The organism is Hasllibacter sp. MH4015, from assembly GCF_020177575.1.
GTDB lineage: Bacteria > Pseudomonadota > Alphaproteobacteria > Rhodobacterales > Rhodobacteraceae > Gymnodinialimonas.
In genome coordinates this window covers 87,910-114,744 of record NZ_JAHTBK010000001.1, presented here as the reverse complement: position 1 = coordinate 114,744, position 26,835 = coordinate 87,910, and the positions used below count along the sequence as shown (strand labels likewise).

The following is a 26,835-nucleotide window of genomic DNA, read 5'->3' as shown; positions in this document are numbered from 1 at the left end:
TTAGCGGTAGCACACGATTTCGACGCGGCGGTTGCGCTGCATGTTAGCGGCGCTGTCATTGGGCGCGACCGGACGGCGTTCACCATACCCGATCTCGCGAGCGACGCGGGCCCCCATGGAGCGTGCGAGGTTCGCCACCGCGGCGGCGCGACGGTTGCTCAGGCGCATGTTGTATTCGTCGGAGGCGCGGCTGTCGGTGTGGCCATAGATGGCGTAGGCGAAGGCCCCGGCGCTTTGGAAGAATTGCTGAAGATGCGCGCGGCCGGCGGAGGTCAATCGCGCGGAATCGGTGTGGAACATCGTATCGGTGTTCGCGACGCCGCACGGGTTCACATCAAGGCACACGGGCATCCCGTTATGGGGGTTCACGCGGCCTTCCATATAGCCCTCGATCCCGCCATCGGCGACCCAGTGCATACAGCCATCCGGATCAACCCAAAGACCCGGTTGAACGGTTCCGGTAATCGTCACGGTTTGCTGCGCAGCGGCCGGCGTCGCGACGGCGAACATCACCCCCGCCGCCAAGGCAGCCGCACCAAGCGCACCCGTCAATCTGCGTGTCAAAGCGTAGATCACACCTGCATCCCCTCTCGTTTCGAATCCCCCGAAAACGCAGGCGCGGATTCGGCAACATGTCCTGCATTTGTCGCCAATTCATCGGGCATGGCAGCGCCCATGGCGAAAACGCGTTAGATTTCGGCAGGATAGCACCTTATCCCCACTTGGGAAGGGGTTTAATCGCCCGAAGGTTGCGGATTCGGAAACAGCTTGGCCGCGATTCGGCTATTTTTGCCGGTCCTTCGACGGAGATTTGGCGTAGGATCGGCGCGAAGGGGCCGTGCCGCGTCAGATTGTCAGTGATTTGCGAACATTGGGCGAATCGGCCCGGCATTGTTTCGCGCCAATTCGAATCTTACCGATTTTAGTCAAAAGTGATCCGCGCCGCCCGCGCATCGTGATACCGTGCCGTCACGAACCGGCGCACGGAGCCCTGTCTGCCAACACGGGCGCGCCGACTGATTGGGGAAGTATAAATGTTGAGTAAATTTGCGCGCACCGGTGCCGCCGGTGCAGTCGTTCTGGCCGGATTATCTGCACCGGTCCAAGCCACCACCTACGAATACCGAATGATCGTGAACACGATCACAGTGACGGTCAGCTGTTTCCGCGGCCCGTTTACCGAGGTGATCTGGGACCGGCCCAACCCGGTCTTCATAGATAGCCTTGTGAACGCCGGATATTCCTATCCGGAGGCCCACGCGATCGGAGAGCGGGTGTGCCGGGATCCCTCCACCGTGGATCGGCCCGACGCGGCGGTTCAGGTGATGTATCGCATCATCGCGGAAAACCCGCCGGGCCGGTAAATCCCGTGGGGCGGGCATTGTCCCGCCCTAGACCAGGCGTCCGCGCAGGGAGTTGGTGCGGCTTTCCACGATCTCCACCGGTGCGATCCGTCCGCGTAACTCGGCGGGCCCGTCGACATGGACGGCGTGCAGGTATTCGGATTTGCCGACCATCTGCCCCGCCTCGCGCCCTGGCTTCTCGAACAGGACATGGACGCGGCGGCCCACCATCGCGTCCTGCGTCGCGCGCTGTTGCTGCGTGAGGAGAGATTGCAGCCGTTGGAGCCTGTCACTCGCTTCCTCGGCTGATACCTGGCCCGCCCGTTCCGCCGCGGGGGTGCCCGGACGGCTGGAATACTTGAACGAATAGGCCGTGCCGTAGCCGACCGTTTCGACCAGCGACAGCGTATCCTGGAAATCCGCCTCCGTCTCGCCGGGGAAGCCGACGATGAAGTCGCCCGACAGGTGCAGATCGGGCCGCACGGCGCGAATACGCTCGATCAGGCGGACGTAATCCTCGGCCGTGTGCTTGCGGTTCATCGCCTTCAGCACCTTGTCCGCCCCCGCCTGCACCGGAAGATGCAGGTAGGGCATCAGCTTTTCGCAATCGCCGTGGGCCGCGATCAGGTCGTCGTTCATGTCGTTTGGATGCGAGGTGGTAAAGCGGATACGATCCAGCCCGTCGATCTTCGCCATTTCTCGGATCAGCCGCGCAAGGCCCCAATCGCCGCCCTCACCCGCGCCGTGATAGGCATTCACATTCTGCCCCAAAAGCGTGATTTCCCGCACGCCACGGTCCACCAGATCGCGCGCCTCCCCCAGAAGCCGATCCGCCGGGCGGCTGACCTCCGCACCACGGGTATAGGGGACAACACAGAAGGCGCAGAATTTATCACAGCCTTCCTGCACCGTCAGGAACGCCGTCGGCCCCCGCGTGGCGCGCTGCCTGGGCAGTTTCAGGAACTTGTCTTCCTCGGGGAAATCGGTGTCGAGCGCCTTTTGCCCCTTCTCCACCGCTTCCATCATTTTCGGCAGGCGGTGATAGGTTTGGGGGCCTACGACAAGATCGACCATCGGCTGACGGCGCATGATCTCTTCGCCCTCGGCCTGGGCCACGCAACCCGCGACACCGATCCTGAGGTCGGGGTTGGCATCGCGAAGCGGGCGGAACCGGCCCAGTTCGGAATAAACCTTCTCTGCCGCCTTTTCCCGGATGTGGCAGGTGTTGAGCAGGATCATGTCGGCGTCTTCGGGGCTGTCGACCTGCTCATACCCTTCGCCGCTCAGGGCCTCGGCCATGCGCTCACTGTCATAGACGTTCATCTGACAGCCATAGGTTTTGACGTAGAGCTTCTTGGTCATCGCGGGAGGCACCCTCGGGACAAGGAATTATCAACCGCCGTCCTCTATCGTGCCGCGGCCCGCGCTTCAACCGATGGCGGAATTGCAATATCGCCGACTTGCAGGCATTTTGGCGCGCAAAGCGGTTCGGCGTGGCACACGCGTCCGGCAATAACGACGAGCAGCATGGCCATAGAGCATTCCAACCTCACGAAATTTCAGGCCCTCGCCCCCGGCGAATTGGGCAAGGGGCCGTTCGCCGTGCTGATCGCTGAGGACCGGGTGGAGCTTGCGAGCAGCCTCGACCACCTCCATTCGCTCGGCTTCAAGGGGATCATCGTCGTGGCCCCCGAAGAGGTGGAAGTGCCGGACGCACCCGCGGACACGACGGCCCGGCAACATATCATTCGCCACCCGTCGCGCAGGCCCGGCGTGGCCGTCGACGTCGTCAACGCCTTGATCGAGAAGGTGCCGGGGCAGTGGATTCACTACTGCTATAACGGTGAATTCCTGTTCTTCCCCTTCTGCGAAGATCGCACCGTGGGAGAGCTTGTGACATGGGTGATGGAGGAACGGCGCGAGGCGGTTCTGACCTACGTCATCGACCTTTACGCGGGCGACCTGACCGCCCACCCCAACGCGGTCGATCTGGACAGTGCGCTTCTCGACAGCTCCGGCTACTACGCCGAGACACGCCGGGGCGGGCCGGAGGGCGACGACGTCATGGACCGGCAGCTCAACTTCTACGGCGGCCTGCGCTGGCGGTTTGAGGAGCATGTCGCCAAACCGAAGCGCAAGATCGACCGCGTCGGCCTGTTCCAGGCGCAACCGGGCCTCAGGCTGCGGGACGACCACACGCTCAGCAACGAAGAGCTGAACACCTATACCTGCCCCTGGCACCATTCGCTGAGTGCCACGATCTGCTCGTTCCGGGTGGCCAAGGCGCTCAGGACCAATCCCGGCTCCCGCCACGACATCCCCGATTTCCGCTGGCACAAATCCGTGCAATTCCAGTGGTCCTCCATGCAATTGATGGAGCTGGGGTTGATGGAACCGGGGCAATGGTTCTAGTCAATTTTACCTAAGTAATCCGCTCCATTCACCGACAATTAGGCCCGGTTTCCTACCGCTGTCGCACGAAAATTGCGACGAGGTCCCGTTATGTCGACTGGCCGTGCCGACGGCGTCTCAGGCTTGGATCGGGCAGAGGCCCATGGTGCCTGCGAGACGTTCGTGTTTCGCGATGGGCACGGCTGTGACGTCCTCGAAGGGTTTCGACCCGGCACGGATCGCGTCACGTTCGACATGGCCGAACTCTCCTCCTACGAAGATGTCCGGGCGCGCATGTCGGGGGATGGGGGCGACACCGTCCTGACCTTCGACAACGGCGAAACGTTGCGCCTGAAAGACGTGGGCATGTCGGACGTCTCGGCATCCGATTTCACCTTTTCCGCCGGGCCCTTCTGCCTGCATGAGGGAACGCCGATCTGCACCGAACGGGGCGAAATCCCGATTGAGGATCTGCGCCCCGATGACATCGTCTGGACAAAGGATCTCGGCTGGCAGGCGATCCGCCTTGTCATGTTCGAGCGGATGACATTCAAAGCCGACGATGATCCCGCCAAGCCGATCCTGATCCCCAAAGGCGCGTTGGGCCAAGATACGCCGCATTCCGATCTGATTACGTCGCCCCAACACCGCGTCCTGCGCATCGACCACGCGACGGGGGAGGAGGTGTTGGTCCCCGCGATCAAATTGGTTGGCCAGAACGGCGTCCGGCGGATGCGCGGACGGAAAAAGGCCCATTACCTGTCCATCGTGATGGAGCGGCATTCGATCATCCAGGCCGCCGGGTGCTGGGTCGAAAGCATGTTGGTCACGTCGCGCAGTCTTGAGCACCACCACAGGGCGGCGCGGGCGCTCCTGAACCGGTGTATCGGGATGGAACCCGCCCGGCGGGTCGAGCAGCCCGGCATGCGCCCCCGGCGGCTGAGGCGCGCATGAAAAAGGGCGGCCCGATTGGACCGCCCCCCGCTTGTCTCAAGGCGATGGCGACTTAGGCGTCGACCGTCTCACCTTCGATGGCTTTGGCCGTGCCGGACCCGATCTCGATCTGGCGGGGTTTGAGCGCCTCGGGCACTTCACGCACCAGGTCGATATGCAGCATGCCGTTTTCGGCAACCGCACCGGTCACGCGGACATGGTCAGCCAGTTGGAAGCGCTTCTCGAACGCGCGCGTGGCGATGCCGCGGTGCAGATAGGTGCGCTTTTCCTCGTCCTTCTCACGACGGGCGGACACGACGACTTCCTGCTCGCGCTGTTCGACCGAAAGATCGGCTTCCGTGAAGCCCGCCACGGCGACCGAGATGCGGTAGGCATCGTCCGCGGTCTTTTCGATGTTGTAGGGCGGGTAGGTCGGCGTGCTGCCATCTTGCGTCAGGACGCGGTCAAGCATGTCTGCCATCCGGTCAAAGCCGACGGTTGCGCGGTAAAGCGGGGAAAAATCATAGGTTCGCATGGGTCATCCTCCATTGAGCGACAACGATTTGTGCGGGCTGCCCTTTCAGAAGGCGCAAGCCCAGGTGCTGGCGGCCGAAACGGGCCACCGGTTCAGGTGCCGGCCCGATCAACGGCGCCGACACCAGCAAATTTGGGAAGCCCTGCGCCGGGTTTCAAGACCCGAAAAGGCGTGGTTTTCAGGGCCGGATGAACCGCGCGCCGATGGTTTCGCGCCCGTCATTGCCCTGGCCCAGAAACGCGGTGCCACCGAGGGTCTGGCTCGGGCGGGACAGGCCGATACCCCCCTCCCGTTCATATTGATCGAGCAATTGCGCCAGCTGATCGTCCAGGATCACCGCAAGCGACACGGCTTCCCCGTCCACTTCGGCCATAGCGGACATGACGGCCACGATTTCGGCTCGGCCTTGCGCGATGCGCAAGACCGGAGAGCCGGACGCCCCCGACACGACCTCGCAACTCAACGAGCGTACCGGCCCGCGCCGCGCGAGGATCTCACACCCTTCCTCGATGGAGGCATAGGCTTCCCGCTCCATCCCGTAAGATACGACCGTGACCGGATCGTCCCCGCGCCCGGTGCGCCCGGTCGGGATCGGCTGGATGGAGGCCTCCGAAATCGGGTGCTGTAATTGCAGCAGCGCAAGGTCGGCCCCGATCATGTCCATCTCCTCGCCGATCTCGGGCGTGTAATCGGGCAGGACAACCGTCCGCCGCACCCCGCGCACGGCGGCGGCGCGTCCGTTTCGCAAACCTGCGGAAAAGGTGAGGTCGTCGGGCACGAACGCGGCGTCGGTCTCCGGATGGTAGAGGCAATGGGCCGCCGTCAGCACGACGTCAGGTGCGATCAGCGTCGCCGAGCAGAAGGACACGCCGGTATCCAACCGGCCCACCGCCCGCCATTCGGCAGCCTCATCCGCGCCGCCAAGCGCCCGCAAGCCGCCAAGCGCGTTTTCGCGTTGGATCGTCGGCAGACCCTGCGCGGACAGCAAACTGCCCATCGTGCACAGCATGGTTACGGCCATGGCAAGTCGCATCGCGATCCCCTTCGTCCCTTGGTTAAGCGGGGCGTAACCGTTAACGGGGGCAAAAATATGGCCGGGTGGCCGGGGCGGCCCGCCTCACCGCAGGATCGGCACTTTGGCCACGTCATCCTCTCGATCGAAGGCAGGGGGCCGGGGGCCGCCGGTGGCCCAATCCAGCAGCTCGACCGTGTGGACGATCGGCACGCCGATGCCCGAGCCGATCTGCATCATGCACCCGATATTGCCCGCCGCGATCACGTCGGGTTTCGTCGCCTCCAACGTCTCTACCTTGCGGGCCTTGAGCTGCTTGGAGATCTCCGGCTGCATGAGGTTGTAGGTTCCCGCACTTCCGCAGCACAGGTGCGAATCCGCCGGTTCCACCACCTTGAACCCGGCCCGTTTCAGCAAATCCTTGGGATAGGTCTTGATCTGCTGTCCGTGCTGCAGCGAACACGCCGCGTGATAGGCGACACGGATGCCGTCCCTTGGTCCGCCGGCAAAGAGCGGGGACGCCACCGGCACCGGCGCGTCGGTTCCCGCCACGGCCACGCGCGCGATATTGGGGGAGAACACCTCCGCCCCCTCCGGCAGCAGGTCGATCAGAACCTCGCTCACGTCCTTGGCAAGTCCGGCCACGGCAGCCGCATCCTCTGCCAGGTCCACATCGTCCCGGAACATGTGGCCGTAATCCTTCACGGTCGTCCCGCAACCCGACGTGTTGATGACGATCGCATCGAGCCCTTCGCCCCTCATCTCGGCGCTCCAGGCGCGGATGTTCTTGGCCGCCGTGGCGTGGCTTTCCCTTGTCTTGCCCATGTGGTGGGTCAGCGCCCCGCAGCATCCCGCCCCCTCTGCCACCACAACCTCCGCCCCCAATCGCGTCAGAAGCCGGATCGTGGCATCGTTGATGTCCGTGTTCAGCGCCTTCTGGGCACATCCCGTCATCAAGGCCACACGCATCTTTTTCTGGGCGGCCGGGAAGGTCTGCGGATCATCATTGCGACTGACCGGCGGGATCTGCTTGGGCGCCATTTCCAACATCGCGCGCAGGCGGGCATCGGGCATCAGCCGCGCGAAGGGCCGCCCGATCTTGGCCCCCAGGAGCGCCACGCGGAACCGCATCGGATAGGGCAGGATCTGCGCCAATGTCCACCGCAGGACCCGCTCGAACAGGGGGCGTTTGTACGTGTTCTCGATGTATTCCCGCGCGTGATCGACCAGATGCATGTAATGCACCCCCGACGGGCACGTCGTCATGCAGGCCAGGCAACTCAGACAGCGGTCGATATGTTTGACCGTCTTCTCGTCGGCGGGTCGGCCGTTTTCCAGCATGTCCTTGATGAGGTAGATGCGCCCCCGCGGACTGTCGAGTTCATCGCCCAAGACCTGGTAGGTCGGGCAGGTCGCCGTGCAGAACCCGCAATGGACGCAGGTGCGCAGGATCTCGTTCGACCGCGCGGTGGCGGAATCTTTCAGCTGCTCTGGCGTAAAGGTCGTTTGCATGGCGGCACCGTCAGAAGGAAAGGAAGATAGCGAGCAGCCCCGCCGAGAGGAGTAGCGCGCCGAGAAACCCGACGACGCGGAGGCGCAAAGAGGGACCGCCGCGCACACCGATCCACTGGACCAAAGCCGCCGGAGCGGTCGCGCCGATGGCAAGAATTCCCGCGACCGAGAACACGAACGGCCCCAGGTCGACGAAACTCTGCGCCGGTGGTGTAAGGAGCGCGATGATCGTGCCGAGACCGGCCAGCATGGCAAGGAGGCCCGCCACCGGCCACCCGATCATCGGCGGCAGCAGGACCGGCACCCAGTAGAGTGCCACGAAGCCTGCAAATCCCGTCAGGGCAAAGGCGCTCATCGTATCATGTCCCCATCAGCCCCGGATTCAGGATGCCGCGCGGGTCGAACTTCGCCCGCAAGCCCGCCGACAGACGCGCCACGCCAGCGGCCTCGGGCTGGAACACATCAACCTGTGACAGGACGCTGTCGGGTGCCCGGAACAGGGTGGCGTGGCCGCCCGTCTGCGCGCGGCACATGTTCTGCAGGTGCCGGTGGAAGGCGACGATGCCGGCCTCCGCGCCGGTCCCGCCCGCCCCCAGCGTGGTGGCCGCGTGCGCCGCGGCATCTTCGGACAGGCGCACCCATGCAAGGCCCCCGGCCCAATCCAGCTGATAGTCGAACGCGACCTCCCGCAAGGGACCGGACAGGAAGGTTGCCACCATGTCCGACGCTTTCATGGATATCCGCCACAGCGCCGCCGTTCCGTCCGCGAACCGCGCCACGTCCCGCAGGTCGCGCCACAGGGCGGCGGAGGCCTCCGGGTCGTCAATCACCTCGATCTCGCCCAGATCCCCCAACAGATCCTTCAACTTGCCGATGCGGTAGGTGACGGAGGTCTCCAACCCCTCGACCCGCAGATACGCGCCCTCCCCCGGAACGAGCGCCGCGCCGTTGACATCGAAGGGCGATGTCACAGCCCGCGTCATCGCGTCCAGGGCGCGCGCGCCCTCCACCCCGTGGACGCGCAATGTCGCCCCGTTGAGCTTCGGAAGGACCTTGAATGCCACCTCGCTCAGCACGCCCAATGTCCCCCACGACCCGGCCATCAACTTCACCAGGTCATAGCCGGTGACGTTTTTCATCACCCGACCACCGTTTTTCAGGACCGACCCGGTACCATCGACGAAGCGCACCCCGATCAGCGCGTCCCGGCAGGCCCCGGCCTGGAACCGGCGCGGGCCGGAGGCATTGGCGGCAACCACGCCTCCGATGGTAGACACACCGTCCCGCCCCAGAACCCCGGCCATCCGTGGCGGCTCGAAGGGCAGCATCTGACCCTCCTCGGCCAACAGCGTCTCAACCTCCTCCAACGGCGTGCCCGCGCGCACGACGAGGGTCAGCGCGCCGGGCTCATAGAGCTCCACACCCGACAGCGCATCGGTCCTCAGGACCTCTCCGGCTCCCGCGGCGCCGATGGATCGCGTCCCACCCCCACGGATGCGCAAAGGTGCTGCGGCCCCGGCAATCATCTCGGCCAGTTCTGTCTCACTCGCAGGGCTCAACATCGCGCCCGCTCCTTCCATGTGCCTCAAATATCCTCGGGGGGATCAAAGGGGGGCAGACAGCCCCCCTTTGCGGGGTCCGGGGTGGAACCCCGGTCGGTCGGTGCCGTCAAGCAGCGAAATCCTTCTCGCGGCGACGGGCGGAGGCCGCCAGGGGGAACACCTTGGCCGGGTTCAGCAACCACGCCGGGTCGAAGACATCCTTGACCTTCATCTGCACTTCCATGTCGGCCTCGGTAAACTGCGCGCCCATGAGGTCGCGTTTCTCCACGCCCACCCCGTGCTCTCCGGTCAGGCAGCCGCCCACCTCCACGCAGAGCCGCAGGATATCCGCGCCGCATTGCTCGCACAGTTCCAGGTCGCCCGGCTTGTTGGCATCGAACATGATCAGCGGATGCATGTTCCCGTCGCCGGCATGAAAGACGTTGCCGACCTTCAGCCCGTATTTGTCTGCGATCTCTTCGATCCCCTTCAGGACCCTCGGCAATTCGCTCACCGGGATCGTGCCGTCCAGGCACATGTAATCGGCCACCTGACCGACCGCGCCGAAGGCGCTTTTGCGTCCCAGCCAGATGCGCCCGGCCTCCTCCGCGGTTTCCGCCTCGCGCAGTTCGACCGGGTTGTGGGACCGTGCGATCTGCTTGATGAGGCCAAGTTGCGCGTCGATCTCCCCTTCGGAGCCTTCGACCTCCACGATGAGCAACGCTTCGCAGTCGGGATAGCCGGCCTTCGCGTGGCGCTCCGTGATCTCAAGGATCGGGCGGTCCATGAACTCGATCGCAACGGGCAGGACACCGGCTTTGATGATGTCCGACACGCAGGCCCCCGCGACCTCGTTGCTGTCGAACCCGATCAGGACGGGCCGCGCGCCCTCGGGCTTTCGCAAGATGCGCAGGGTCGCCTCTGTCACCACGCCCAACTGGCCTTCGCTGCCGCAGATCAGGCCCAGAAGATCGTAGCCGCCGCTGTCCAGATGTGCGCCACCGATCTCGATCACCTCGCCTTCCATCGTCACCATCGTAACGCCTAGAAGGTTGTTCGTGGTCACACCGTACTTCAGGCAGTGGGCGCCGCCGGAATTCATCGCGATATTGCCGGCGATGGCGCAGGCCAGCTGGCTGGACGGGTCGGGTGCGTAGAAGAAGTCCTCCGCCTCCACCGCGCCGGTCACGCTCAGGTTCGTGCGCCCGGTCTGTACCCGGATGATGCGGTTTTCGTAATCTGTCTCCAAAACGCGGTTCAGCCGGGCCACCCCAAGGATCACGCTGTCCGCCGTGGGCAAGGCCCCGCCCGCCAGCGACGTTCCCGCCCCGCGCGGCACGACCGGAACGCCCTGCGCGTGGCAGATCTTGAGGATCTCCGCCACTTCTTCGGTGGACGAGGGCAGCACCACCGCAAGCGGCGGGCATTTATAGGCGGTCAGCGCGTCGCATTCGTAGGCGCGCGTCTCCGTCTCGTCGTGGATCACGGCGGAGGAAGGCAGCACCTTGGTCAGGAGCTCCACGATCCGGGCTTTCCGTGCCAGAACGCTTGCATCGGGCTTTGGCATTTCCATGGGTGATCCTCCGCAAATCGTGGAATTGGTAAAAATATATAACCAATCACGCCATCAAGCAAAGGTTTTGTCATTCGCATCTTCCGTCGCAACTTGCAGGCGCGCCCTTTTGCCCCCAGAACCGGGCCATGGAATGGGTCAAGGTCTTGCATCTGTTATGTGTTCTGGGGTGGATGACCGGCATCTTCGCCGCCCCCCGCGCGATCATTTTCTGGAAACGGGAATGGGCTGCGACCGGTGCATTCGGGCCAACGGGTGACCTCACGATCCGCATTTACCGCTTTTCCCTGGGCCTGGGCGTCATCGCGATTCTGTCCGGCCTCTACCTCGCGCATCTCTGGGGCTGGCCCGCGTGGAGCCATGCGAAGATCGCGGTCGTGGCGGCCCTTGCGGCCCATTACGGCTGGACCGGGCGTCTGATCCTGAAGGCCCGCCAAGGCATTTTCGAGCAATCGGACCGTTGGCTGCGGATCTATAACGAGATCAGCGTGCTCGGTGCCATCGGCGTTCTGATCCTTGTCGTCTACAAACCTTGGGGCTGATCCATGGCGCGCCCGTCCATCGCGACCTGCACAACCGGCGCAGACCTGAAGCAATGGTATTGGCGCAAGGCGGAACTGGTGGATCACGCCCGCACGCTTGGCCTCCGAACCACCGGCGCGAAATTCGATATCCTCGACCGTATCGCGCATTTCCTCGATACCGGGCAGCGTGATCTGCCCAAGGCGAAGCCCGCGAAACCGACCTCCGCGTTCGATTGGCACAGCGCGGCGTTGACGCCCGATACGGTGCTGACCGACAGCTACCGCAATACTCAAAACGTGCGCCGCTTCTTCAAGGCGCAGTTGGGGCAGAAATTCACCTTCTCCATCGCGTTCATGGATTGGCTCAAGGCCAATGCCGGCAAGACATTGGCGGATGCCTGTGACGCCTGGCGCGTCCTTGAGGCGCGAAAGAAGGATCCGAATTGGCAGACGCAGATACGGCCCCATAACCAATTCAACCAGTTCACCCGAGACATCCTGGCCGATAATCCCGATCTGGACATGGACGCAGTGCGCCGGATCTGGGCACGGAAGATCGAGCGCCCCTCCCCCGATGGCCGGCACGTCTATGACCCGTCGGACCTGTCCCTTGGCGACTGATCGCCGCCCGCACCCCGCTCGCGCCCATGTGATATCGCGCCCCGGCATTGGCCGCTATAAATCCCCTATGCGTATGCTCATCCCCCTCCTCCTGCTCACCCTGCCCGCCCATGCCGATGACGCGGAGGTGGTGGAGACCGCGATCATCGGAAGCGCGGATGGTTACCGGTTCGACGTGACAATTGCCCACGGGGATACCGGGTGGGACGATTACGCCGACGGTTGGCGGGTGGAGCTTGCCGATGGCACCGTGGTTGGGGAGCGTCCGCTGGCCCATCCCCATGTGAACGAGCAGCCCTTCACACGCTCCACGTCCGGGGTGCTGATCCCCGAGGGGACGGCCCAGGTTTTCATCCGCACGAGAACCAATATAGACGGCTGGTCGGAGACCATCTGGCCTGTCGACGTGCCGGAATAATCCGCCCGACCCGCCGCATCAGCGCCATCAAAATGCGCGTGTCCTGCCACTTTTGACTTGTATCCTGAAGCTCTGCGACACGGAGACCGATATGGATACCTACACGCCTCATCACGTTGGCAAGCGCCGCGCGAAGCCGAAACAGGTCCGGTGCCACAGGTGCCACGGCACCGGGCAAACCGCCTGCCGCCTGTGCGGTGGATCGGGTCAGGTCATGTCGGGCGCCGATTCGAACGGCCACCCCGCTTTCACCCGCTGCGACGGGTGCCTCGGTCGGCGCACGACACGCTGCCCGACCTGCCACGGGCTCCTGTACGTCTGAGGCGCGACTACTGCCGTCCTTCGCGCAACCAACCGGCCAGCATCAAGCCCGCGGCAATCAGCAGGAATAACCAAGCGGAAACCAGCGGCGTGACCGTCACGTCCGTCGTGACATAGGCATCCCGCGCGCTCAGCCCCATCCAGCCGCGTCCGAAGGCCGTGCGCCCCTCGCTCACCCGTCGCAGGTCCGGCAAACCATCCTCGATCCGCGCCGTCGTTCCCCCGAATTGCGCGGCGATAGGTGCAATCGCCTCGTCGCCCGCAATCGTCACCTCGAATTCGCGGGGCGCGGCGGGCCCAAGCGCGATGACCCGCTCCAGATCGCCTTCCAACAGGCGGTAAAGGCCCTGCTCCTCGCCCGTTATCTGTGCGGTGAACGCGCCCGGAGAGCTTTCTTCGAGCGGCACCTCGATCTGTTCGCCATCGGGCGTGGTGATCGTGACGGCACCGGCGCGGTCCGACAGGGTGCGGCGCGTGATGTTGATGCTCTGGCCGTCGACCTCGGCCATCAACGCCTCTTCCTCGAGGTCCGGCTCTCCCATCATCCAATGGGCCAAACGGCGCAAAAGCTCCAGTTGCGGACCACCGCCCTCGAAGCCCCGGTCCCACAGCCATGCGTGGTCCGATGCGAGAAGCGCCACGCGCCCGTCGCCGACCCGGTCCAGCATCAGCAGCGGCGCGCCGTTGGCGCCCTGCATCACGGTCTGGCCGCCTTGTTCCGTCAACTCGATCTGACGGAACCAGCGGCCCCAAGGGTCTTCGCTGCCCGGCAGGGGCGTGTGTTCGGTTTCCAGTCCGGTCGTGACCGGGTGGCGCTGCCCCAATTCGGAGATGACCGGCAGGTAAGGCTCCTCGATCACCCGCGCGGTGGGGCGACCGGGAAGGATGTCGGCCAAGGGTGTGCGGTAGAGCGAGGATGCCCCGGCGAAATCCGGTCCCGCCGCGACAAGCAGCGCGCCGCCATCCTCCACATACCGCCGGATGTTATCGAGGTAGAGCATCGGCAGGATGCCACGCCGCTGGTAACGGTCGAAGATGATCAGGTCGAATTCGTCGACCGCCTCCATGAACAATTCGCGGGTCGGGAAGGCGATCAGGCTCAACTCGCTGACCGGGACGCCATCCTGGCGGTCGGGCGGACGCAGGATGGTGAAATGCACCAGGTCGACGCTCGGGTCTGCTTTGAGCAGGTTGCGCCACGTGCGCTGCCCCGGATGCGGCTCCCCCGACACCAGAAGCACGCGCAGGCGGTCGCGGATGCCGTTGATCTGCACGACGGCGGCGTTGTTACGCGTGGTCAACTCGCCCTGCGCCTCCGGTACCGTGAACTGGATCACGTTCTGGCCCGCATGTTCCAGGGTCAGGGGCAATTCAAGGCTTTCACCCACTGGGACGGTAAAGGTCTGCGGCGGCCCGCCGTCGATCGCGATGACGATATCCGATCGTCCGCCCGACGCGGTGGGCGGCACGGCTCCCTGATCCTCGATCCGGAGGGTCAGGAACAATTCCTCGCCGATGATGCCGAACGCCGGGGCCGTCTCGATCACAAGGCGGCGGTCCCAATCGCCCTCGCGCCCCGTGATCAGCGCGTGAATGGGGGCGGGCATGTCGGGGACCAGTTCGGGATCGTGCAGACGCCCGTCGGTGATCAGAAGCGCACCGGCCACCCGCGCGCGCGGCTCTTCCGCCATCATGCGCTGAAGCTCCGCCATCAACCTTGTGCCGGAATTGTCCTCCGCATCGCTGACCCGCGCGATCCGGGCCTCCATGCCTAGATCCTCGATCTCCGCCTCGACCAGCGTCAGGGCCTCCGCCGTCTGGTCCGGTCGGTCGCTGATCCGCTGGCTCGCGCTTTCATCGACCACGACCAGCACGATATCGGTGAGCGGTTCCCGCTCCTCCGCCTGGAGGGACGGATTGATCAGGGCCAGAAGCAGCGCCGCGCCCGCCAGCAGGCGGAACGGCCACCCCGCCAGCCCCCTCCAGATCGACAGCCCGACGATCAGCATGACGGCCGCGCTCAGCACGTAAATGACGGGCCAAGTCAGATGCGGATCGAAGAGGATCTGGTTCGCCATCTCTATTGCCCCAACCGATCCAGCAAGGCAGGCACATGGACCTGGTCGCTTTTGTAATTCCCGCTCAGCACGTGCATCACAAGGTTCACACCGAAGCGCAGCGCGATCTCCCGCTGCCGGTCGCCCGTGGACCCGCGCCCGACCGGGAAAAGCGGCCGACCGGTTTCATCCTGCGCCCATGCGGCGGCCCAATCGTTGCCGCCAATCAGCACCGGCGTGACCCCGTCATTGAGGTTTCGGAACGGCATCCCTTCGATCTGTTCGGCATCTATGGGCGCGGCCTCCACCCAGACATCGGGGCTGATGTGACGGCCCGGAAAATCCTGCAACAGGTAGAAGGTGCGGGTCAGGACGTGATCCTCGGGGATCGGCTCCAGCGGCGGAATATCGAGCGGCGCCGCGATCACCTGTAGCCGCCGCCCCTCCGGCGTGCCGGAGCCGAACCTGCCGACATGGGCGTCGCGGGTGTCGAAGACGATCATGCCGCCGCCGCGCAGGTAATCGTTCAACCGACGATAGGCCGCGGCGGACGGGATCGGCTGATCGGGTGTGATCGGCCAGTAGATCATCGGGAAAAACGCCAGTTCATCCGTCTCCAGCGTCACGCCGATGGGCGGCGCGGGTTCGACGGAGGTGCGTTGGTAAAGCGTGTTCGACAGGCCCTGCAATCCGGCGCGGGACGTCTCGTCCACCTCCGCGTCGCCGGTCAGGATATAGGCCAGCGTCGCCTCAGACGTCGCCAGGAGCGCCAGTTCCTCGTCCGGGGTCAGTTGCGCGTCCGCAGTTTGCGGCAAGGACAGTGCGGCCAGGATCACCGCCGCGCGGGTCAGGCCCGAAAGGCGACCGGCGAGCCAAAGGGCCGCGATGGCATCCACCAGAAGAAGGATTAAGGCAGCCGTCAAGAACGCGGCCATCAGGTCCGTGGGCAGGACGACCGACATCCCCTCCACCGGGACATCCGCACCCCAGCTGGCCGCGACAAGGGCGGTGTCGGGCGCGATGACATTGCGCGCAAGGCGGCGATCCTCGCCAGCATAGAGCCCCGGCAGCAGGTCGGCGGACAGGGGCGCATCCGCCAGGTCCTCCCCTTCCACACCGGGCCGTGTACCCGCATCGCGCAGCACGCCAAAGCCGTCCAGCACCTCTTCCGGTGTCCAGATCGTGCCTTCCAGATCTGCGGCGTCGGGGGCGACGGGCCGGGTGGAAATCGCCAGCCGTTCCAGCATTTGCACGAACAGGCCCGACAGGGGCAGCGTCGACCATTCCGCGTTGGCCGTGACGTGGAACAGGATCACCGAGCCCTGCCCCACCGCCGCGCGGGTCACAAGTGGTGTGCCGTCGGTCAGGCTCGCGATTGTCCGCTCGCTCAGCGTCGGGTCGGGCTGCGCAACCACCTGGCTCGTGACTTCAACGTCGTCGGGGATCGCCAGCCCGAAAAAGGGCGAACCTTCCTCGAACGGCTCAAGCGCCTTGGGTTCCCCCCAGGACATCGCACCGCCCACCGTGCGGCCACCGACTCGCAGGCGCACCGGCATCAACGGTCCCGCTTCCTCCCGTGCTACATCCGATCCGGCCAGCCGCGTGCCCGCAAAGCGCACCAGCAACCCGCCGTTTTCGACCCATTCGACCAATTGCGCCTCTTCGTCGGGGGCGAGTGTGGCCACATCGGCCAGCATAATCACATCGGGGGAGGCAACGAGCACGTCGCTGAGCGCGGCTTCCATCAGGTCCGCCGTCGGCTCCAACGCCTGTCGCAGGTAATGCAGCGGCGACAGAAGCGCCTGCTGCTCATCCGCCGCCCCGCCGGAAATCAAGGCCACCTGGCGGCGTTGCAATGCGTCGTCGGTCAAGGCCACGGCACCCGCATGGCGCTCCGTCGCCAATTCGAACCGTGTGATCCGGTTACGCAATTCCGGCGGCAGGTCGAAGGCGGTTGTGGCCACCATCTCCCCCGGGCCGAAGCTGGCCTGGGTCCGCGCCAGATCACGCGGCAGGCCCGCGGGGTCGCGACCGTGGGCCACGACCATGACCTCCCGGGGCGTGTCACTGCCAAGCCGCGTCAGATCGACCCGGATTTCGCCATCCTCGAACCGTGGCGGCGCAAGGGCGATCAGGTCCCGATCGCCCTGAAACACGGACAAGGGGCCAAGATCGGCCAACACGCTGGCCAGCTCCGCCCGTTCCGCGTGGTCGATCCCGTCGGAAAACCAGAAGACCTCAAGCGGGCCTTCAAGCGCCGCGGCCCATTCCGCCGCGGCTGCCATATCCGGCGCAAAAGGTTCCGGCGTCAAAGATGGCACACGGGGTGCCCAAGCATTTGCGGCTTGGAGGGACAGCTCACCTGCGGGCAGGTCCGTCAATTGCACCACCGCAACCTCGCGCCCGGCCCGGCCCGCATCGTCCAAAAGCAGCCCCGCCCGATCCAGCCGCGCCTGCCAGTCGCGGGCGGAGGCCCATGATCCGTCCAGCACGATCAGAAGCGGGCCATCACCGGCCGCACGTTCCTCCGCCGGGTTCAGAACGGGACCGGCAAAGCCGATGATCGCCGCCGCCACCGCCGCAATGCGCAAGAGCAACAGCCACCACGGCGTCTTGTCCGTCTCGCTCTCGTCGTCGTTCAGGCCCAGAAGCAGGGCGATGCCCGGGAACCGCCGCTTGATTGGCGCGGGCGGCACGGCGCGCAGCAGCCACCACAGCACCGGCAGCGCGATCAACGCGAGCAACAGAAGCGGCGTGGCAAATCCCAAGGCGCCGATCATTGCCGCTCCAACGCTTGATAGAGCCACAGAAGCGTGGGTTCGGCGGGCGCATCGGTATGATGGACATGGTATCGCCACCCGGTCCGGCGGGTCATGTCACGCAACGCGGCTTTGCGCGCGGCCAGACGGGCGAGGTAGTCCTCACGCAGGGATTTCGCCTTCAACGTCTCGAACCGGATCGCGCCCGACATGCTTTCGAAAAGCGTCCGTCCGTCGAAGGGAAACGCTTCCTCATCGGGGTCGAGCACCTGGACCAGCGCGCCTTTCACGCCGCGATCCGCCGCGCGGCCAAGGACTTTTTCGATTGCGGCAGGGTCGCCCAGGAAGTCGCTGAAAAACACCGCCCGCGCGCCCGATGGCATGACCTGCGGCTTGGGCGCGCCGTATTCGGGTCGCTCCCCGCCGTCCATCATCGCCGATGCCAGCCGCACCAACTGCGCCTGACCGCCGCGCGGCGGTTCCGCCAGGTGGGTCAGGCCGACCCGCTCGCCGCCGCGCACTGCGATGATCGCAAGCGCCATTGCCAATGTCTGCGCACGGCGCAGCTTGGAGGGGCGCGATTTGTGGCCCGAAAACGTCATGGACGCCGCGTCATCGACCCCGAGCATCACCGCCTGGGCGGCCTGCCACTCCGTCTGGCGCAGGAAATGGCCATCCGACCGGGCGGAGCGTCGCCAATCAATCGCGCGGTAGCTGTCGCCCTGTTCCGCCGGACGGTACTGCCAGAACTCGTCCCCCGTCCCCGCGCGCTTGCGTCCGTGCACACCCAGCAGCACCGTGGCCGCAAGGTGCTGTGCATCGGCCATCAGCGGCGGCAGCGATGCCGCGACCGCTTCGGACCGGGACCGGAGCGTTTCGGGGGAATGGAGGGTGAGCTCGTTCAAGCCGCCGCCTCGATCCGCGTCACCCGTGCCGTGACCTCGTCGATCACTTGTTCCAACACCGCGCCTTCCGCCCGGGCCGAAAAGCTCAGCGCCATGCGGTGCGACAGGACCGGCCGGGCCAGTGCAGCGACATCGTCGATCGACGGCGCCAGGCGCCCGTCCAGCAGCGCCTTCGCGCGTGCCGTGAGCATCAGCGCCTGTGCGGCCCGCGGGCCGGGGCCCCAGGCGACGGCGTTTTTCACCACGTCGGGCGCGTCGCCTTCTTCCGGTCGACAGGCGCGGACGAGGTCCAGGATCGCCTCCACCACCGTCTCCCCCACCGGCATCTGCCGGACGACGCCTTGCGCCTCGATCAATTGCGCGGGCGTGAAGACCTCGGTCGCAACGGCCTCCTGCACACCGGTCGTGGCGATCAGGATGCCGCGCTCCGTCTCCCGATCCGGGTAGGGCACGTCGATCTTCACGAGAAACCGGTCAAGCTGCGCTTCGGGCAGGGGATAGGTCCCCTCCTGCTCGATCGGGTTCTGGGTGGCAAGCACGTGGAATGGCGCGGGCAGCGGCCGGTGTTCCCCCGCAATCGTGACCTCACGCTCCTGCATTGCCTGCAACAGGGCCGATTGCGTCCGCGGGCTGGCGCGGTTGATCTCGTCGGCCATCAGAAGCTGGCAGAAGACGGGGCCTTCGATGAACCGGAAGTTGCGGGAGCCATCGTCCGCCGTTTCCAACACTTCAGATCCGAGGATGTCCGCCGGCATCAGGTCGGGCGTGAACTGCACGCGATTTGCGCTCAACCCCATCACCGTCGACAGCGTGTCAACAAGAAGCGTCTTTCCCAGGCCCGGCAGGCCCATGAGCAGCGCGTGACCGCCCGACAGCATCGCGGCCAGCGACAGCTCCACAACCTCTTCCTGGCCGATGATCTTCTGCGCGATGGAGGTCTTCGCCTCCCCCAGCTTGGCGCCGAGCGCCTCGATCTGGGCGACAGGGGGTTCGGGTAGGGCCATGGTAATGCTCCGCGCGTGCGTTAAATTAAATATGCGTCCAACAGGTAACAGACCTATTCCTCCGACCACAAATGGCAAAAGGCATTGACGGACAAATGATCGTGAAAGCGCGCCTCGAAGGGACAAATCCATGACGCCAGCCACCGACCAATTGCTCAAAGCCGCGCAGGATGCTGCGAAACAGGGCAAACTGCCCCCCGTTCACCTGTGGAATCCGGAGTTCTGCGGCGATCTCGACATGGAAATCCGGCGCGACGGGACGTGGTTCTACGAAGGCACGCCCATCGGCCGCAAACCGCTGGTCCGGCTGTTCTCCACGATCCTGAAGCTGGAAGACGGCAAGTATTACCTCGTAACGCCCGTGGAAAAGGTCGGCATTCGCGTGGTGGACGCGCCCTTCGTCGCCGTGGATCTGGAGGCTGCCGGTGAGGGCGCGGATCAATCCATCGCCTTCACCACGAATGTCGGCGATCGTGTCGTGGCCGGGGCCGATCACGCAATCCGGGTAGAGCGCGGTGAGGATGGGGTGCCGTCGCCCTACATCCACATCCGGGCGGGCTTGGAGGCGCTGATTGACCGCAAGAGCTTCTATCGGCTTGTCGATCTCGGCCAATCCCACGAGGTCGACGGGGTCGAGATGTTCGGGGTCTGGTCGGACGGCCAATTCTTCCCGATCATCCCGGTGGCCGAATTGGACATCTAGAAAATCCTTGCACCCTGCCACGCTCCTGACAGAACGCTGTCAGCAGGGGGATGCTAGACCGCCTTCATCGACATACCAGATGGAGCGAACCAGATGTCCGACACCCCCCATAACAGCGTCTGCTGGGTTGAGATCGCGGTCAGCGATCTTTACGCATCGAAGGCCTTCTACGGCGCCGTCCTTCAGCAAAGCCTGACGGTGGATCACACCGGCCCGAACCCGGCGGTCTTCCTCAGCTTCAATGACAATACCCCCGGCATCGGCGGGCATCTTTACCCCGGCAAACCTTCCCGCGAGGGGGCGACGATCCATTTCGTCGTTCCGGACGACCTGGATGCAGCCCGCGCGCGCATCACCGATGCGGGCGGTCAGGTCGAAAGCCCCGATATCGCCATTACGCCGGGCACCTTCTTCTACGCCCGCGATCCCGATGGCAATTCGATCGCCATGTTCAAGGCCAACGGCTGAGGTTTGGGAGGGCGCGGCCGGATGTGATCCGGTCGTGCCGCCTCGCCCTCCGCCCGCCGCTTTCCACGGGTAAAGCCCGAGACTAGAGTGAAGCCCATGCGCCGTGCCGACCGCCTTTTCCGCCTCATCGACCGCCTGCGTCCCGGAACCCTGACCACCGCGCGCGAACTCGCCCGCGCGATGGAAGTGTCGGAACGGACGATCTACCGCGACATCGCGCATTTGCAGGGCAACGGTGTGCCGATCGACGGCGAAGCGGGCCTTGGTTACATGATGCGCGATGGCTACGATCTGCCGCCCCTGATGTTCACGGAGGAGGAGGCGATTGCGCTATCGGTGGGCGCGCGCATGGTCCGAACCTGGGGCGGGTCCTCCATGGCCAAGGGCGCCGAAAGCGCGCATGACAAGATCGCCGCGATCCTGCCCGATCCCGTGCGCAAACGGGCCGATGCCCTGCGGTTCGAGGCCTGGACGACACGGCCACTCGCCCCGGAAACCCGCGCCATCATCGACACGGTCGAGAATGCCATCAAGGCGACCGAGCGCCTGACACTCGCCTACCGGGATGAGGCGGGGGCAGAGACGGACCGCACGATCCGACCCCTCGGCCTGTGGTTCTGGGGGGCCGTCTGGACACTCGTGGCGTGGTGCGAGTTGCGCGACGATTTCCGCATGTTCCGGCTCGATCGTATCGCCAGTGCCACGATGATCGGCCCCTTCACGCCGACGCCCGAGCAAAGCCTCGATACGTTCTATGGCGAGGTGAGCCCTCGCGCAGAGCGCCGGGACGAGATTTCGTAAAATAATTCAGACGGCGTGGCCGGTCGCGTTGATGCGGATCTGGCGCGCGGCGCGCAGGGCGTGCTCGGCATCGCCAAGGCAGGTCACTGTCCCGTCGAGTTCCGGCAAATCCGCTAGGGCGTCCGCGTCCTGAACGATCTCGCCGCACAGCACGATTGCCAGCTCCGGTCGCCGCATGCGCAGATCCACGATCAGCCGCCGAAGCGCCTCCGCACCGTGACGTCCGCCGCAGCTCAGCGCGACCAGATCGCGCGAATCCTCGGATATGACCCCAGCCAGATCCATGCCGTCCAATCCCAGATGCAGGCCGATATCCCAGCCCAAGCGGCGGAAGTGGTGGGCTGCCATCACGACGCCGAGGGTATGCGTCTCCCCCGGTGCAGCGGCGAAGATCGCGGCTTTGCTATCGTCCTGCCCCGGTATCGCGCGGCCTTTCGGCAAACCGCGCAGCAGTGCCTGAACACGGGTCGTGGCGACCGTAACTTCCGCGAAGGTCATCCGGTCCTCGGCCCACCAGACCCCCAATTGCCGGGCGGCAGGCGCAAGGTAGGAATCACACAACACGTCTACTGTGATGCCGGTCTCACGCAGATCCTGGACCAATGTATCGAAAAGATCGCTTTCCGGATCGGCAAGCGCGTGGGCCATTGCGATGATGTGGGGCATGGGATCCGCGCCTTCGATCGTGCAGGAAATCGCGGCTTCCCGGAACTCTCGCTTGACTTGCGCCATGGCCTGCTTCGCCAAGGCATCAAGGGCATTGACCGACAGGTCGCGCGCCAGTCTCTGCCGTCCATCCAGCGTGTCCAAGCGGCCATCCGCGGCCCCGCTCTGGTTGTACATCCTCGTCACGGTCATCCCTCATAGGCCGAGCCGCATCTTCGCGCCTGTCCAAGACGCTGCGGGACTCGCCCGGATTTATTCTCAGTGGATTACACCTGATATGTCAACTTTAGTTTACATCTCGCGACACCTCGTCACGCAGCAGGGCGACATCACGCATCAGCCAAGCCCCTTGCCCCCCGTGCGTCCGCCAAGGATAGTTGCGCGGAAAGGGAGGGATGAAATGCTGGACGTCGCGCAATTCGATCTGAACGCCATCGGGCCGGATTTCATCGAAGACCCCTATCCCACCCTTGCGGCCCTGCGGCGCAACGATCCGGTTCACCGCAATAGCGACGGCTCCGTCTACCTGACACGGCACGACGATTGCCTGGCGACGTACCGGTCCCGCGACATGCTGTCGGACAAGACGGAGGCGTTCGGGGCCAAGTTCGGGGAATGCCCGCTGAAGGTGCATCACACCACGTCGCTGATTTTCAACGATCCGCCCTATCACACTGTGGTGCGCAAGCTGATCTCCGCCGCGTTCACGCCGCGCAAGCTGGTGGTGATGGAGCGCCTGATCGAGGGGATCGTCGACCAGCTTCTGGACCGGGTGGAAGATCTGGGGGAGTTGGACCTGATCGCCGATTTCGGAATGATGCTGCCGACGGAGATCATCAGCTTCATGCTGGGTGTGCCGGAGGATTATCGCGAAAAGCTGCGCGGGTATTCCATCGCCATTCTGGGCGCGCTCGACCCCGTGGTGTCGGAGGCGCAGATGAAGGCGGGCAATGATGCGGTGACGGAGTTTGGCGCGATCCTGAGCGACCTGATCGACCATCGCCGCAACAATCCCGACGGTGCGGGCGAGGGCGAAGTGCTTGAGGCACTGATCTTCGGCGAACATGACGGGCGTCGGCTGACCCAGGAAGAGCTGGTCCAGAACTGCATCTTCCTGCTCAATGCCGGGCACGAGACGACGACCTCTTTCGTGGGCAATTCCGTGGGGCTTTTCCTCGACAATCCGGGAGAGCATCGCCGCCTTCTGGACGATCCCGACCTGATCGGAACGGCGGTGGAGGAATGCTTGCGGGTAGAAAGCCCGCTTCAGATCGGCAACCGGCTGGCGGGGGAGGATATCGCGCTGCCCTCCGGCGCCATGATCCCCAAGGGGACCTACATCCACACCTCCATCGCGGCGGCGAACCGTGATCCGGAGGTCTTCGCCGATCCCGACCATTTCGACATCGCCCGCAAGCCGAACCCGCATATCGCCTTCATCACGGGCATCCATGTCTGCCTTGGCGCGTCGCTCGCGCGGATGGAGGGGAAGATCGCGTTGGGACGGCTGATCGCGCGGTTTCCGAAACTGGCCGCGAACGGCCCGCGCGAGCGGTTGGGACTGGCGCGGTTCCGGGGGTTCACGAGCCTACCGATCCGGGTAAAGTAGCCGGTTATCACGCTTGATAAGGTGGGTTAAGTATCTGAAAGGGCTACGTTTCAGCATTCTTGTTAATTATTTCTTAACCATTTGCCGAGCCTTCGCAGATCAAGCCCCTGCACCCGCGTGGCGACCGAATGAAGGATGCCTCCGGCAGGTATTTTCCGGGAACAAGGATGGGGTCGTCGCGCTTACTCCGTCGACCATTCCGCAAGGCTCAGACCGCGCTTCTCGCATTCCTCCAGCACCGGCGAAAGCTTCCATGCCACCGGGTCCTCGGCCTGTAATGCGGTGATCCGCTCCACGATATGCGGCACGCCGAGCGTGTCGGCATAATGCATCAAACCGCCCCGCCAGCGGGGGAAGCCGTAGCCGAACACCGTGACAAGGTCGATGTCGGCGGCGCTTTGGGCGATCCCCTCGGCCAGCACGTCCGCGGCCTCGTTAATCATCGCCAGCACCAGCCGTTCCACGATCTGATCCTCGGTATAGTCCGTCCGCTCAATCCCGGCGAAATGCGCCTCTTCCAGGGCCAGATCGGCGACGATGGGATCCTCGACCTTGCCGCCGCCGCCGGGATAGCGGTACCAGCCCGCGCCGACTTTCTTGCCGAGCTTGCCAAGCTCAACCATCCGGTCCGCGATGGGGATATAGCGCCGGTTCGGATCGCGCGTCGCGTCCTGCCGCCTGCGCGCGGCGTACCCGATATCAAGGCCCGACAGGTCCGCCACCTCGTAAGGCCCCATGGCATAGCCGAAATTGACCATCGCTTCGTCGACTTCCCACGGGGTCGAGCCATCCATGAAAACGGTATCGGCGGCCTCGCGGTAGCGGGAATAGATGCGGTTGCCGATGAAGCCGTCGCAGACACCGGCCAGCACCGGCACCTTCTTGAGCAGCTTGCCAAGGGCGTAGCCGGTGGCGAGCGCCCTGGGAGAGGTGCGCGCGCCCCTCACGATCTCCAGAAGGCGCATGATATGGGCGGGCGCGAAGAAATGCAGGCCCAGAACGCGCGAGGGCTCGTTGGTGCTGGCCGCGATTTCATCCACGTCGAGGTAGGAGGTGTTGGTGGCCAGCACCGCGTCGAGCGAAAGTGCGGCGTCGAGTTGCGCGAAGATGGCTTTCTTGACCTCCATATCCTCGAACGCGGCCTCGATGGCGAGGGGGGCATTTGCGGCCTTGGCGTAGTCCGTGGTCACGGTTAGCCGGTCGCGCAGCGCCCGCGCGCCGTCATCGGAAAGGCGCCCCCGGTCAAGGCCGGTCTGGACAAGTTGGCCGATATTGGCCTGAGCCCGTTCCACACCCTCCGCATCGCTTTCCAGAAGGGTTACGGGCAGGCCGATGGACAGGCAGGCATAGGCGATGCCCGCACCCATGGTTCCGCCACCGACCACGGCGATTTCGGTCAATTCAGACGCGGGCGGCAAGTCCTTGGGCGGCTTGGCGGCGCGTTCGGCGAAGAATATGTGGCGCAGGGCACGGGATTGGTCGCCCCCCTTGAGGTCCAAAAAGGTCGCGCGTTCCAGTTTCATCGCCTGATCGAAGGGAAGGCTGAGGCCCTGTTCCACCACGTCGACGGCGCGAAGCGGGGCGATCTGGCCCGGACTGCGTTGCGCGAGGCGTGCGCGGATGGCGTCAAAGGCGGCGGCGTCGTGGTCGGGGGCGGGCAGCTCCCACGTGGGAACGATGCACTGAAGCTCCTCGGTGTTGACCATGTCGGCGGCGTCCATCGGATCATCTTCGACCGCGTGGATCAGCCCGGCCTTCAGCGCCGCGCCCGCGCGAAGCGGCCGCCCGAAGGCGATCATGTCGAGCGCGGTTTCAAGGCCCGTCAGACGCATGGCGCGCTGGGTGCCGCCCGCCCCGGGGATCACGCCAAGTGTCACCTCGGGCAGGCCGATCTGCGCCTGGGGCGCGGCGATGCGCATCCGGCAGGCCAGCGCGATTTCCGCGCCACCGCCAAGGGCCACCCCGTTGATCGCGGCAATCCAGGGCACGAAGCTTTTCTCGATCGCGTCCAAGACGTCCGGCAGGTAGGGTTCCAGCGCCGCGCCGTCGAATTCCTTCGCATCGGCCCCGGCGGCGAAGGCGCGGCCCGCGCCTGTGACGATCACCCGGTCGAAATTCTCTCGCTCCGCCCAGGCGACGGCGTCCAGCAGGCCTTGGCGCATCTCCTTGCCGATGGCGTTCACGGGGGGATTGTCGAGGGTGACGAAACCGGTCAGCCCCTCGGATCTGGTCGTCACATTCATGGGATATCCCCGGTGATGAAGCCCAACCGCGCGGTCAGGGCCAGAAGGCGTTCCAGCGAGTCGTCGACGCTTTGCCCACTCGTGTCGAGGATGGCATCGGCGCGGGCATATTCCGCCTCCCTGCTCGTCAGAAGGACGCGCAATTGCGCCATGGCTTGCGGGTTGCCTTCCATTGGGCGCGTGTCCCCCTGGGCGCGCACGCGGTCCATGTGTTCCTCGGGCGAGGCCTTGACCCAGATCGTGTGGAAACGGTCGAGCAGGAGGTCGAAGGTCTGCGCCTCCCCCACGATGCCACCGGCAACGGCGACGATGGCGCGGTCGTGGTCGGCGACGATCTGGTTCAGGGCATCAGCCTCCAACTGGCGATAGCCTTCGGGGCCGTAGAGCGCCATGATCTCGCCGATGGGCATGCCGCCCGATGCCTCGATCGTGCGGTTGAGCTCCACGAAAGGGGCATCCAAGGCCGCTGCCGCCGCGGCGCCGAGGGTGGATTTGCCTGCGCCGCGCAGGCCAATCAAGCAGATACGGCCCGCCTTGGTCGTGGCCCCCGACAGCATTTCGCGCACCCGCGCCTTGGTCGGTTCATCGGCGGCGGCGAAGGCTTCGCCCATGCGCAGCGCCTCCGGCGGGAGGTCGGAGCGCGCGACGAGGGTTTCCAGCGAGACGCCCAAGGCATCGGCCACGCGCAGCAAGAGCCCGATGGAGATATTGCCATCGCCCCCTTCAAGCTGCGCAAGGTAGCGCGGGGAGACGCCCGACATCTCCGACAGGACCCGACGCGAGATGCCGATGGAGGCGCGCGCGGCCCGGACCCGGTCGCCCACGCGGGATTGCAGGGCGGAGATGGCGGCATCGACCGCAAGGGGGGGATGGGCATCCTGGTTCGACATGGGACC

At 65.1% G+C, this 26,835-nt stretch carries 25 protein-coding genes; 10 read left to right on the top strand and 15 right to left on the bottom strand.

Annotation, left to right across the window (positions count from 1 at the left end; all coding sequences use genetic code 11):
- On the bottom strand, positions 1-552 hold the full coding sequence (locus KUW62_RS00655) for an OmpA family protein (protein ID WP_224813588.1): 552 nt from the start codon (positions 550-552) through the stop codon (positions 1-3).
- A 482-nt stretch (positions 553-1,034) separates the two neighbouring features.
- Between KUW62_RS00655 and KUW62_RS00650 the strand changes: the two genes are divergently transcribed.
- The gene (locus KUW62_RS00650; RefSeq protein WP_224813587.1) at positions 1,035-1,364 is read left to right on the top strand and encodes a helix-turn-helix domain-containing protein; all 330 of its coding nucleotides are present in this window, start codon (positions 1,035-1,037) and stop codon (positions 1,362-1,364) included.
- Positions 1,365-1,391: 27 nt separating this feature from the next.
- Here KUW62_RS00650 and miaB read toward each other — a convergent pair whose 3' ends face one another.
- Positions 1,392-2,705: a tRNA (N6-isopentenyl adenosine(37)-C2)-methylthiotransferase MiaB gene (gene miaB, locus KUW62_RS00645; protein ID WP_224813586.1), complete on the bottom strand. Its 1,314-nt coding sequence runs from the start codon at positions 2,703-2,705 to the stop codon at positions 1,392-1,394.
- Positions 2,706-2,876: 171 nt separating this feature from the next.
- On the opposite strand from miaB, the gene KUW62_RS00640 reads away from it, so the two are divergent.
- A complete protein-coding gene (locus KUW62_RS00640) occupies positions 2,877-3,755 on the top strand; it encodes a hypothetical protein (RefSeq protein ID WP_370632914.1) in 879 nt (292 codons plus the stop codon).
- 90 nt (positions 3,756-3,845) lie between these two features.
- Complete coding sequence (locus tag KUW62_RS00635) at positions 3,846-4,688, top strand: Hint domain-containing protein (RefSeq protein WP_224813584.1); 843 nt, start codon at positions 3,846-3,848, stop codon at positions 4,686-4,688.
- 52 nt (positions 4,689-4,740) lie between these two features.
- Here KUW62_RS00635 and KUW62_RS00630 read toward each other — a convergent pair whose 3' ends face one another.
- From KUW62_RS00630 to KUW62_RS00605, 6 genes are all read right to left on the bottom strand, one after another.
- Positions 4,741-5,202, bottom strand: coding sequence for an Hsp20 family protein (locus KUW62_RS00630; RefSeq protein ID WP_224813583.1), 462 nt, complete (start codon positions 5,200-5,202; stop codon positions 4,741-4,743).
- Between the two features lie 178 nt (positions 5,203-5,380).
- Positions 5,381-6,235, bottom strand: a complete 855-nt coding sequence (locus tag KUW62_RS00625) for a serine protease (RefSeq protein WP_224813582.1) — start codon at positions 6,233-6,235, stop codon at positions 5,381-5,383.
- Positions 6,236-6,319: 84 nt separating this feature from the next.
- Positions 6,320-7,726, bottom strand: coding sequence for a glycolate oxidase subunit GlcF (glcF, locus tag KUW62_RS00620; protein WP_224813581.1), 1,407 nt, complete (start codon positions 7,724-7,726; stop codon positions 6,320-6,322).
- Between the two features lie 10 nt (positions 7,727-7,736).
- A complete protein-coding gene (locus KUW62_RS00615; RefSeq protein ID WP_224813580.1) occupies positions 7,737-8,081 on the bottom strand; it encodes a hypothetical protein in 345 nt (114 codons plus the stop codon).
- Positions 8,082-8,085: 4 nt separating this feature from the next.
- Entirely contained in the window at positions 8,086-9,285 is a 1,200-nt protein-coding gene (locus KUW62_RS00610; protein WP_224817006.1) for an FAD-binding protein, read from the bottom strand.
- A gap of 109 nt (positions 9,286-9,394) precedes the next feature.
- A complete protein-coding gene (locus KUW62_RS00605; protein ID WP_224813579.1) occupies positions 9,395-10,840 on the bottom strand; it encodes an FAD-linked oxidase C-terminal domain-containing protein in 1,446 nt (481 codons plus the stop codon).
- Between the two features lie 128 nt (positions 10,841-10,968).
- Here KUW62_RS00605 and KUW62_RS00600 point away from each other — a divergent pair, with 128 nt between their 5' ends.
- The 3 genes from KUW62_RS00600 (at position 10,969) to KUW62_RS00590 (ending at position 12,403) form a co-directional block, all read left to right on the top strand.
- Complete coding sequence (locus KUW62_RS00600) at positions 10,969-11,382, top strand: CopD family protein (protein ID WP_224813578.1); 414 nt, start codon at positions 10,969-10,971, stop codon at positions 11,380-11,382.
- 3 nt (positions 11,383-11,385) lie between these two features.
- Positions 11,386-11,985, top strand: coding sequence for a DUF6434 domain-containing protein (locus tag KUW62_RS00595; protein WP_224813577.1), 600 nt, complete (start codon positions 11,386-11,388; stop codon positions 11,983-11,985).
- 67 nt (positions 11,986-12,052) lie between these two features.
- The gene (locus tag KUW62_RS00590) at positions 12,053-12,403 is read left to right on the top strand and encodes a hypothetical protein (protein ID WP_224813576.1); all 351 of its coding nucleotides are present in this window, start codon (positions 12,053-12,055) and stop codon (positions 12,401-12,403) included.
- A gap of 329 nt (positions 12,404-12,732) precedes the next feature.
- Here the strand turns inward: KUW62_RS00590 and KUW62_RS00585 are convergent, their stop codons facing one another.
- From KUW62_RS00585 to KUW62_RS00570, 4 genes are read right to left on the bottom strand one after another with little or no spacing between them, the layout of a single operon-like run.
- The gene (locus KUW62_RS00585; RefSeq protein WP_224813575.1) at positions 12,733-14,802 is read right to left on the bottom strand and encodes a hypothetical protein; all 2,070 of its coding nucleotides are present in this window, start codon (positions 14,800-14,802) and stop codon (positions 12,733-12,735) included.
- A gap of 2 nt (positions 14,803-14,804) precedes the next feature.
- Positions 14,805-17,561 carry a DUF4159 domain-containing protein gene (locus KUW62_RS00580; RefSeq protein ID WP_224813574.1) on the bottom strand — a complete coding sequence of 919 codons (2,757 nt, stop codon included), beginning with the start codon at positions 17,559-17,561 and terminating at the stop codon, positions 14,805-14,807.
- Complete coding sequence (locus KUW62_RS00575) at positions 17,558-18,445, bottom strand: DUF58 domain-containing protein (protein WP_224813573.1); 888 nt, start codon at positions 18,443-18,445, stop codon at positions 17,558-17,560. Before KUW62_RS00575 ends, KUW62_RS00580 begins: the two co-directional genes overlap by 4 nt.
- Positions 18,442-19,449 carry a MoxR family ATPase gene (locus KUW62_RS00570; RefSeq protein WP_224813572.1) on the bottom strand — a complete coding sequence of 336 codons (1,008 nt, stop codon included), beginning with the start codon at positions 19,447-19,449 and terminating at the stop codon, positions 18,442-18,444. The genes KUW62_RS00575 and KUW62_RS00570 overlap by 4 nt, the downstream gene beginning before the upstream one ends.
- A gap of 130 nt (positions 19,450-19,579) precedes the next feature.
- Here KUW62_RS00570 and KUW62_RS00565 point away from each other — a divergent pair, with 130 nt between their 5' ends.
- From KUW62_RS00565 to KUW62_RS00555, 3 genes are all read left to right on the top strand, one after another.
- On the top strand, positions 19,580-20,152 hold the full coding sequence (locus KUW62_RS00565; RefSeq protein WP_224813571.1) for a DUF1285 domain-containing protein: 573 nt from the start codon (positions 19,580-19,582) through the stop codon (positions 20,150-20,152).
- 93 nt (positions 20,153-20,245) lie between these two features.
- Complete coding sequence (locus tag KUW62_RS00560) at positions 20,246-20,620, top strand: VOC family protein (protein ID WP_224813570.1); 375 nt, start codon at positions 20,246-20,248, stop codon at positions 20,618-20,620.
- A 96-nt stretch (positions 20,621-20,716) separates the two neighbouring features.
- Positions 20,717-21,421, top strand: a complete 705-nt coding sequence (locus tag KUW62_RS00555; RefSeq protein WP_224813569.1) for a YafY family protein — start codon at positions 20,717-20,719, stop codon at positions 21,419-21,421.
- A gap of 6 nt (positions 21,422-21,427) precedes the next feature.
- Here KUW62_RS00555 and KUW62_RS00550 read toward each other — a convergent pair whose 3' ends face one another.
- The gene (locus tag KUW62_RS00550) at positions 21,428-22,279 is read right to left on the bottom strand and encodes a B12-binding domain-containing protein (protein WP_224813568.1); all 852 of its coding nucleotides are present in this window, start codon (positions 22,277-22,279) and stop codon (positions 21,428-21,430) included.
- Positions 22,280-22,487: 208 nt separating this feature from the next.
- On the opposite strand from KUW62_RS00550, the gene KUW62_RS00545 reads away from it, so the two are divergent.
- The gene (locus KUW62_RS00545; protein WP_224813567.1) at positions 22,488-23,696 is read left to right on the top strand and encodes a cytochrome P450; all 1,209 of its coding nucleotides are present in this window, start codon (positions 22,488-22,490) and stop codon (positions 23,694-23,696) included.
- Positions 23,697-23,878: 182 nt separating this feature from the next.
- Here the strand turns inward: KUW62_RS00545 and KUW62_RS00540 are convergent, their stop codons facing one another.
- Both KUW62_RS00540 and KUW62_RS00535 read right to left on the bottom strand, forming a co-directional pair.
- Complete coding sequence (locus tag KUW62_RS00540; protein ID WP_224813566.1) at positions 23,879-25,939, bottom strand: 3-hydroxyacyl-CoA dehydrogenase NAD-binding domain-containing protein; 2,061 nt, start codon at positions 25,937-25,939, stop codon at positions 23,879-23,881.
- Positions 25,936-26,829, bottom strand: a complete 894-nt coding sequence (locus tag KUW62_RS00535; protein WP_224813565.1) for a helix-turn-helix transcriptional regulator — start codon at positions 26,827-26,829, stop codon at positions 25,936-25,938. Before KUW62_RS00535 ends, KUW62_RS00540 begins: the two co-directional genes overlap by 4 nt.
- Positions 26,830-26,835 lie beyond the last annotated feature (6 nt).

Coding starts and splice junctions, on each gene's coding strand:
- KUW62_RS00555 (WP_224813569.1), top strand. CDS start 20,717: ATGCGCCGTGCCGACCGCCTTTTCCGCCTCATCGACCGCCTGCGTCCC.
- KUW62_RS00580 (WP_224813574.1), bottom strand. CDS start 17,561: ATGATCGGCGCCTTGGGATTTGCCACGCCGCTTCTGTTGCTCGCGTTG.
- KUW62_RS00535 (WP_224813565.1), bottom strand. CDS start 26,829: ATGTCGAACCAGGATGCCCATCCCCCCCTTGCGGTCGATGCCGCCATC.
- KUW62_RS00605 (WP_224813579.1), bottom strand. CDS start 10,840: ATGGAAATGCCAAAGCCCGATGCAAGCGTTCTGGCACGGAAAGCCCGG.
- KUW62_RS00585 (WP_224813575.1), bottom strand. CDS start 14,802: ATGGCGAACCAGATCCTCTTCGATCCGCATCTGACTTGGCCCGTCATT.
- KUW62_RS00600 (WP_224813578.1), top strand. CDS start 10,969: ATGGAATGGGTCAAGGTCTTGCATCTGTTATGTGTTCTGGGGTGGATG.
- glcF (WP_224813581.1), bottom strand. CDS start 7,726: ATGCAAACGACCTTTACGCCAGAGCAGCTGAAAGATTCCGCCACCGCG.
- KUW62_RS00570 (WP_224813572.1), bottom strand. CDS start 19,449: ATGGCCCTACCCGAACCCCCTGTCGCCCAGATCGAGGCGCTCGGCGCC.
- KUW62_RS00590 (WP_224813576.1), top strand. CDS start 12,053: ATGCGTATGCTCATCCCCCTCCTCCTGCTCACCCTGCCCGCCCATGCC.
- KUW62_RS00615 (WP_224813580.1), bottom strand. CDS start 8,081: ATGAGCGCCTTTGCCCTGACGGGATTTGCAGGCTTCGTGGCACTCTAC.
- KUW62_RS00625 (WP_224813582.1), bottom strand. CDS start 6,235: ATGCGACTTGCCATGGCCGTAACCATGCTGTGCACGATGGGCAGTTTG.
- KUW62_RS00560 (WP_224813570.1), top strand. CDS start 20,246: ATGTCCGACACCCCCCATAACAGCGTCTGCTGGGTTGAGATCGCGGTC.
- KUW62_RS00595 (WP_224813577.1), top strand. CDS start 11,386: ATGGCGCGCCCGTCCATCGCGACCTGCACAACCGGCGCAGACCTGAAG.
- KUW62_RS00635 (WP_224813584.1), top strand. CDS start 3,846: ATGTCGACTGGCCGTGCCGACGGCGTCTCAGGCTTGGATCGGGCAGAG.
- KUW62_RS00540 (WP_224813566.1), bottom strand. CDS start 25,939: ATGAATGTGACGACCAGATCCGAGGGGCTGACCGGTTTCGTCACCCTC.
- KUW62_RS00630 (WP_224813583.1), bottom strand. CDS start 5,202: ATGCGAACCTATGATTTTTCCCCGCTTTACCGCGCAACCGTCGGCTTT.
- miaB (WP_224813586.1), bottom strand. CDS start 2,705: ATGACCAAGAAGCTCTACGTCAAAACCTATGGCTGTCAGATGAACGTC.
- KUW62_RS00650 (WP_224813587.1), top strand. CDS start 1,035: ATGTTGAGTAAATTTGCGCGCACCGGTGCCGCCGGTGCAGTCGTTCTG.
- KUW62_RS00565 (WP_224813571.1), top strand. CDS start 19,580: ATGACGCCAGCCACCGACCAATTGCTCAAAGCCGCGCAGGATGCTGCG.
- KUW62_RS00545 (WP_224813567.1), top strand. CDS start 22,488: ATGCTGGACGTCGCGCAATTCGATCTGAACGCCATCGGGCCGGATTTC.
- KUW62_RS00550 (WP_224813568.1), bottom strand. CDS start 22,279: ATGACCGTGACGAGGATGTACAACCAGAGCGGGGCCGCGGATGGCCGC.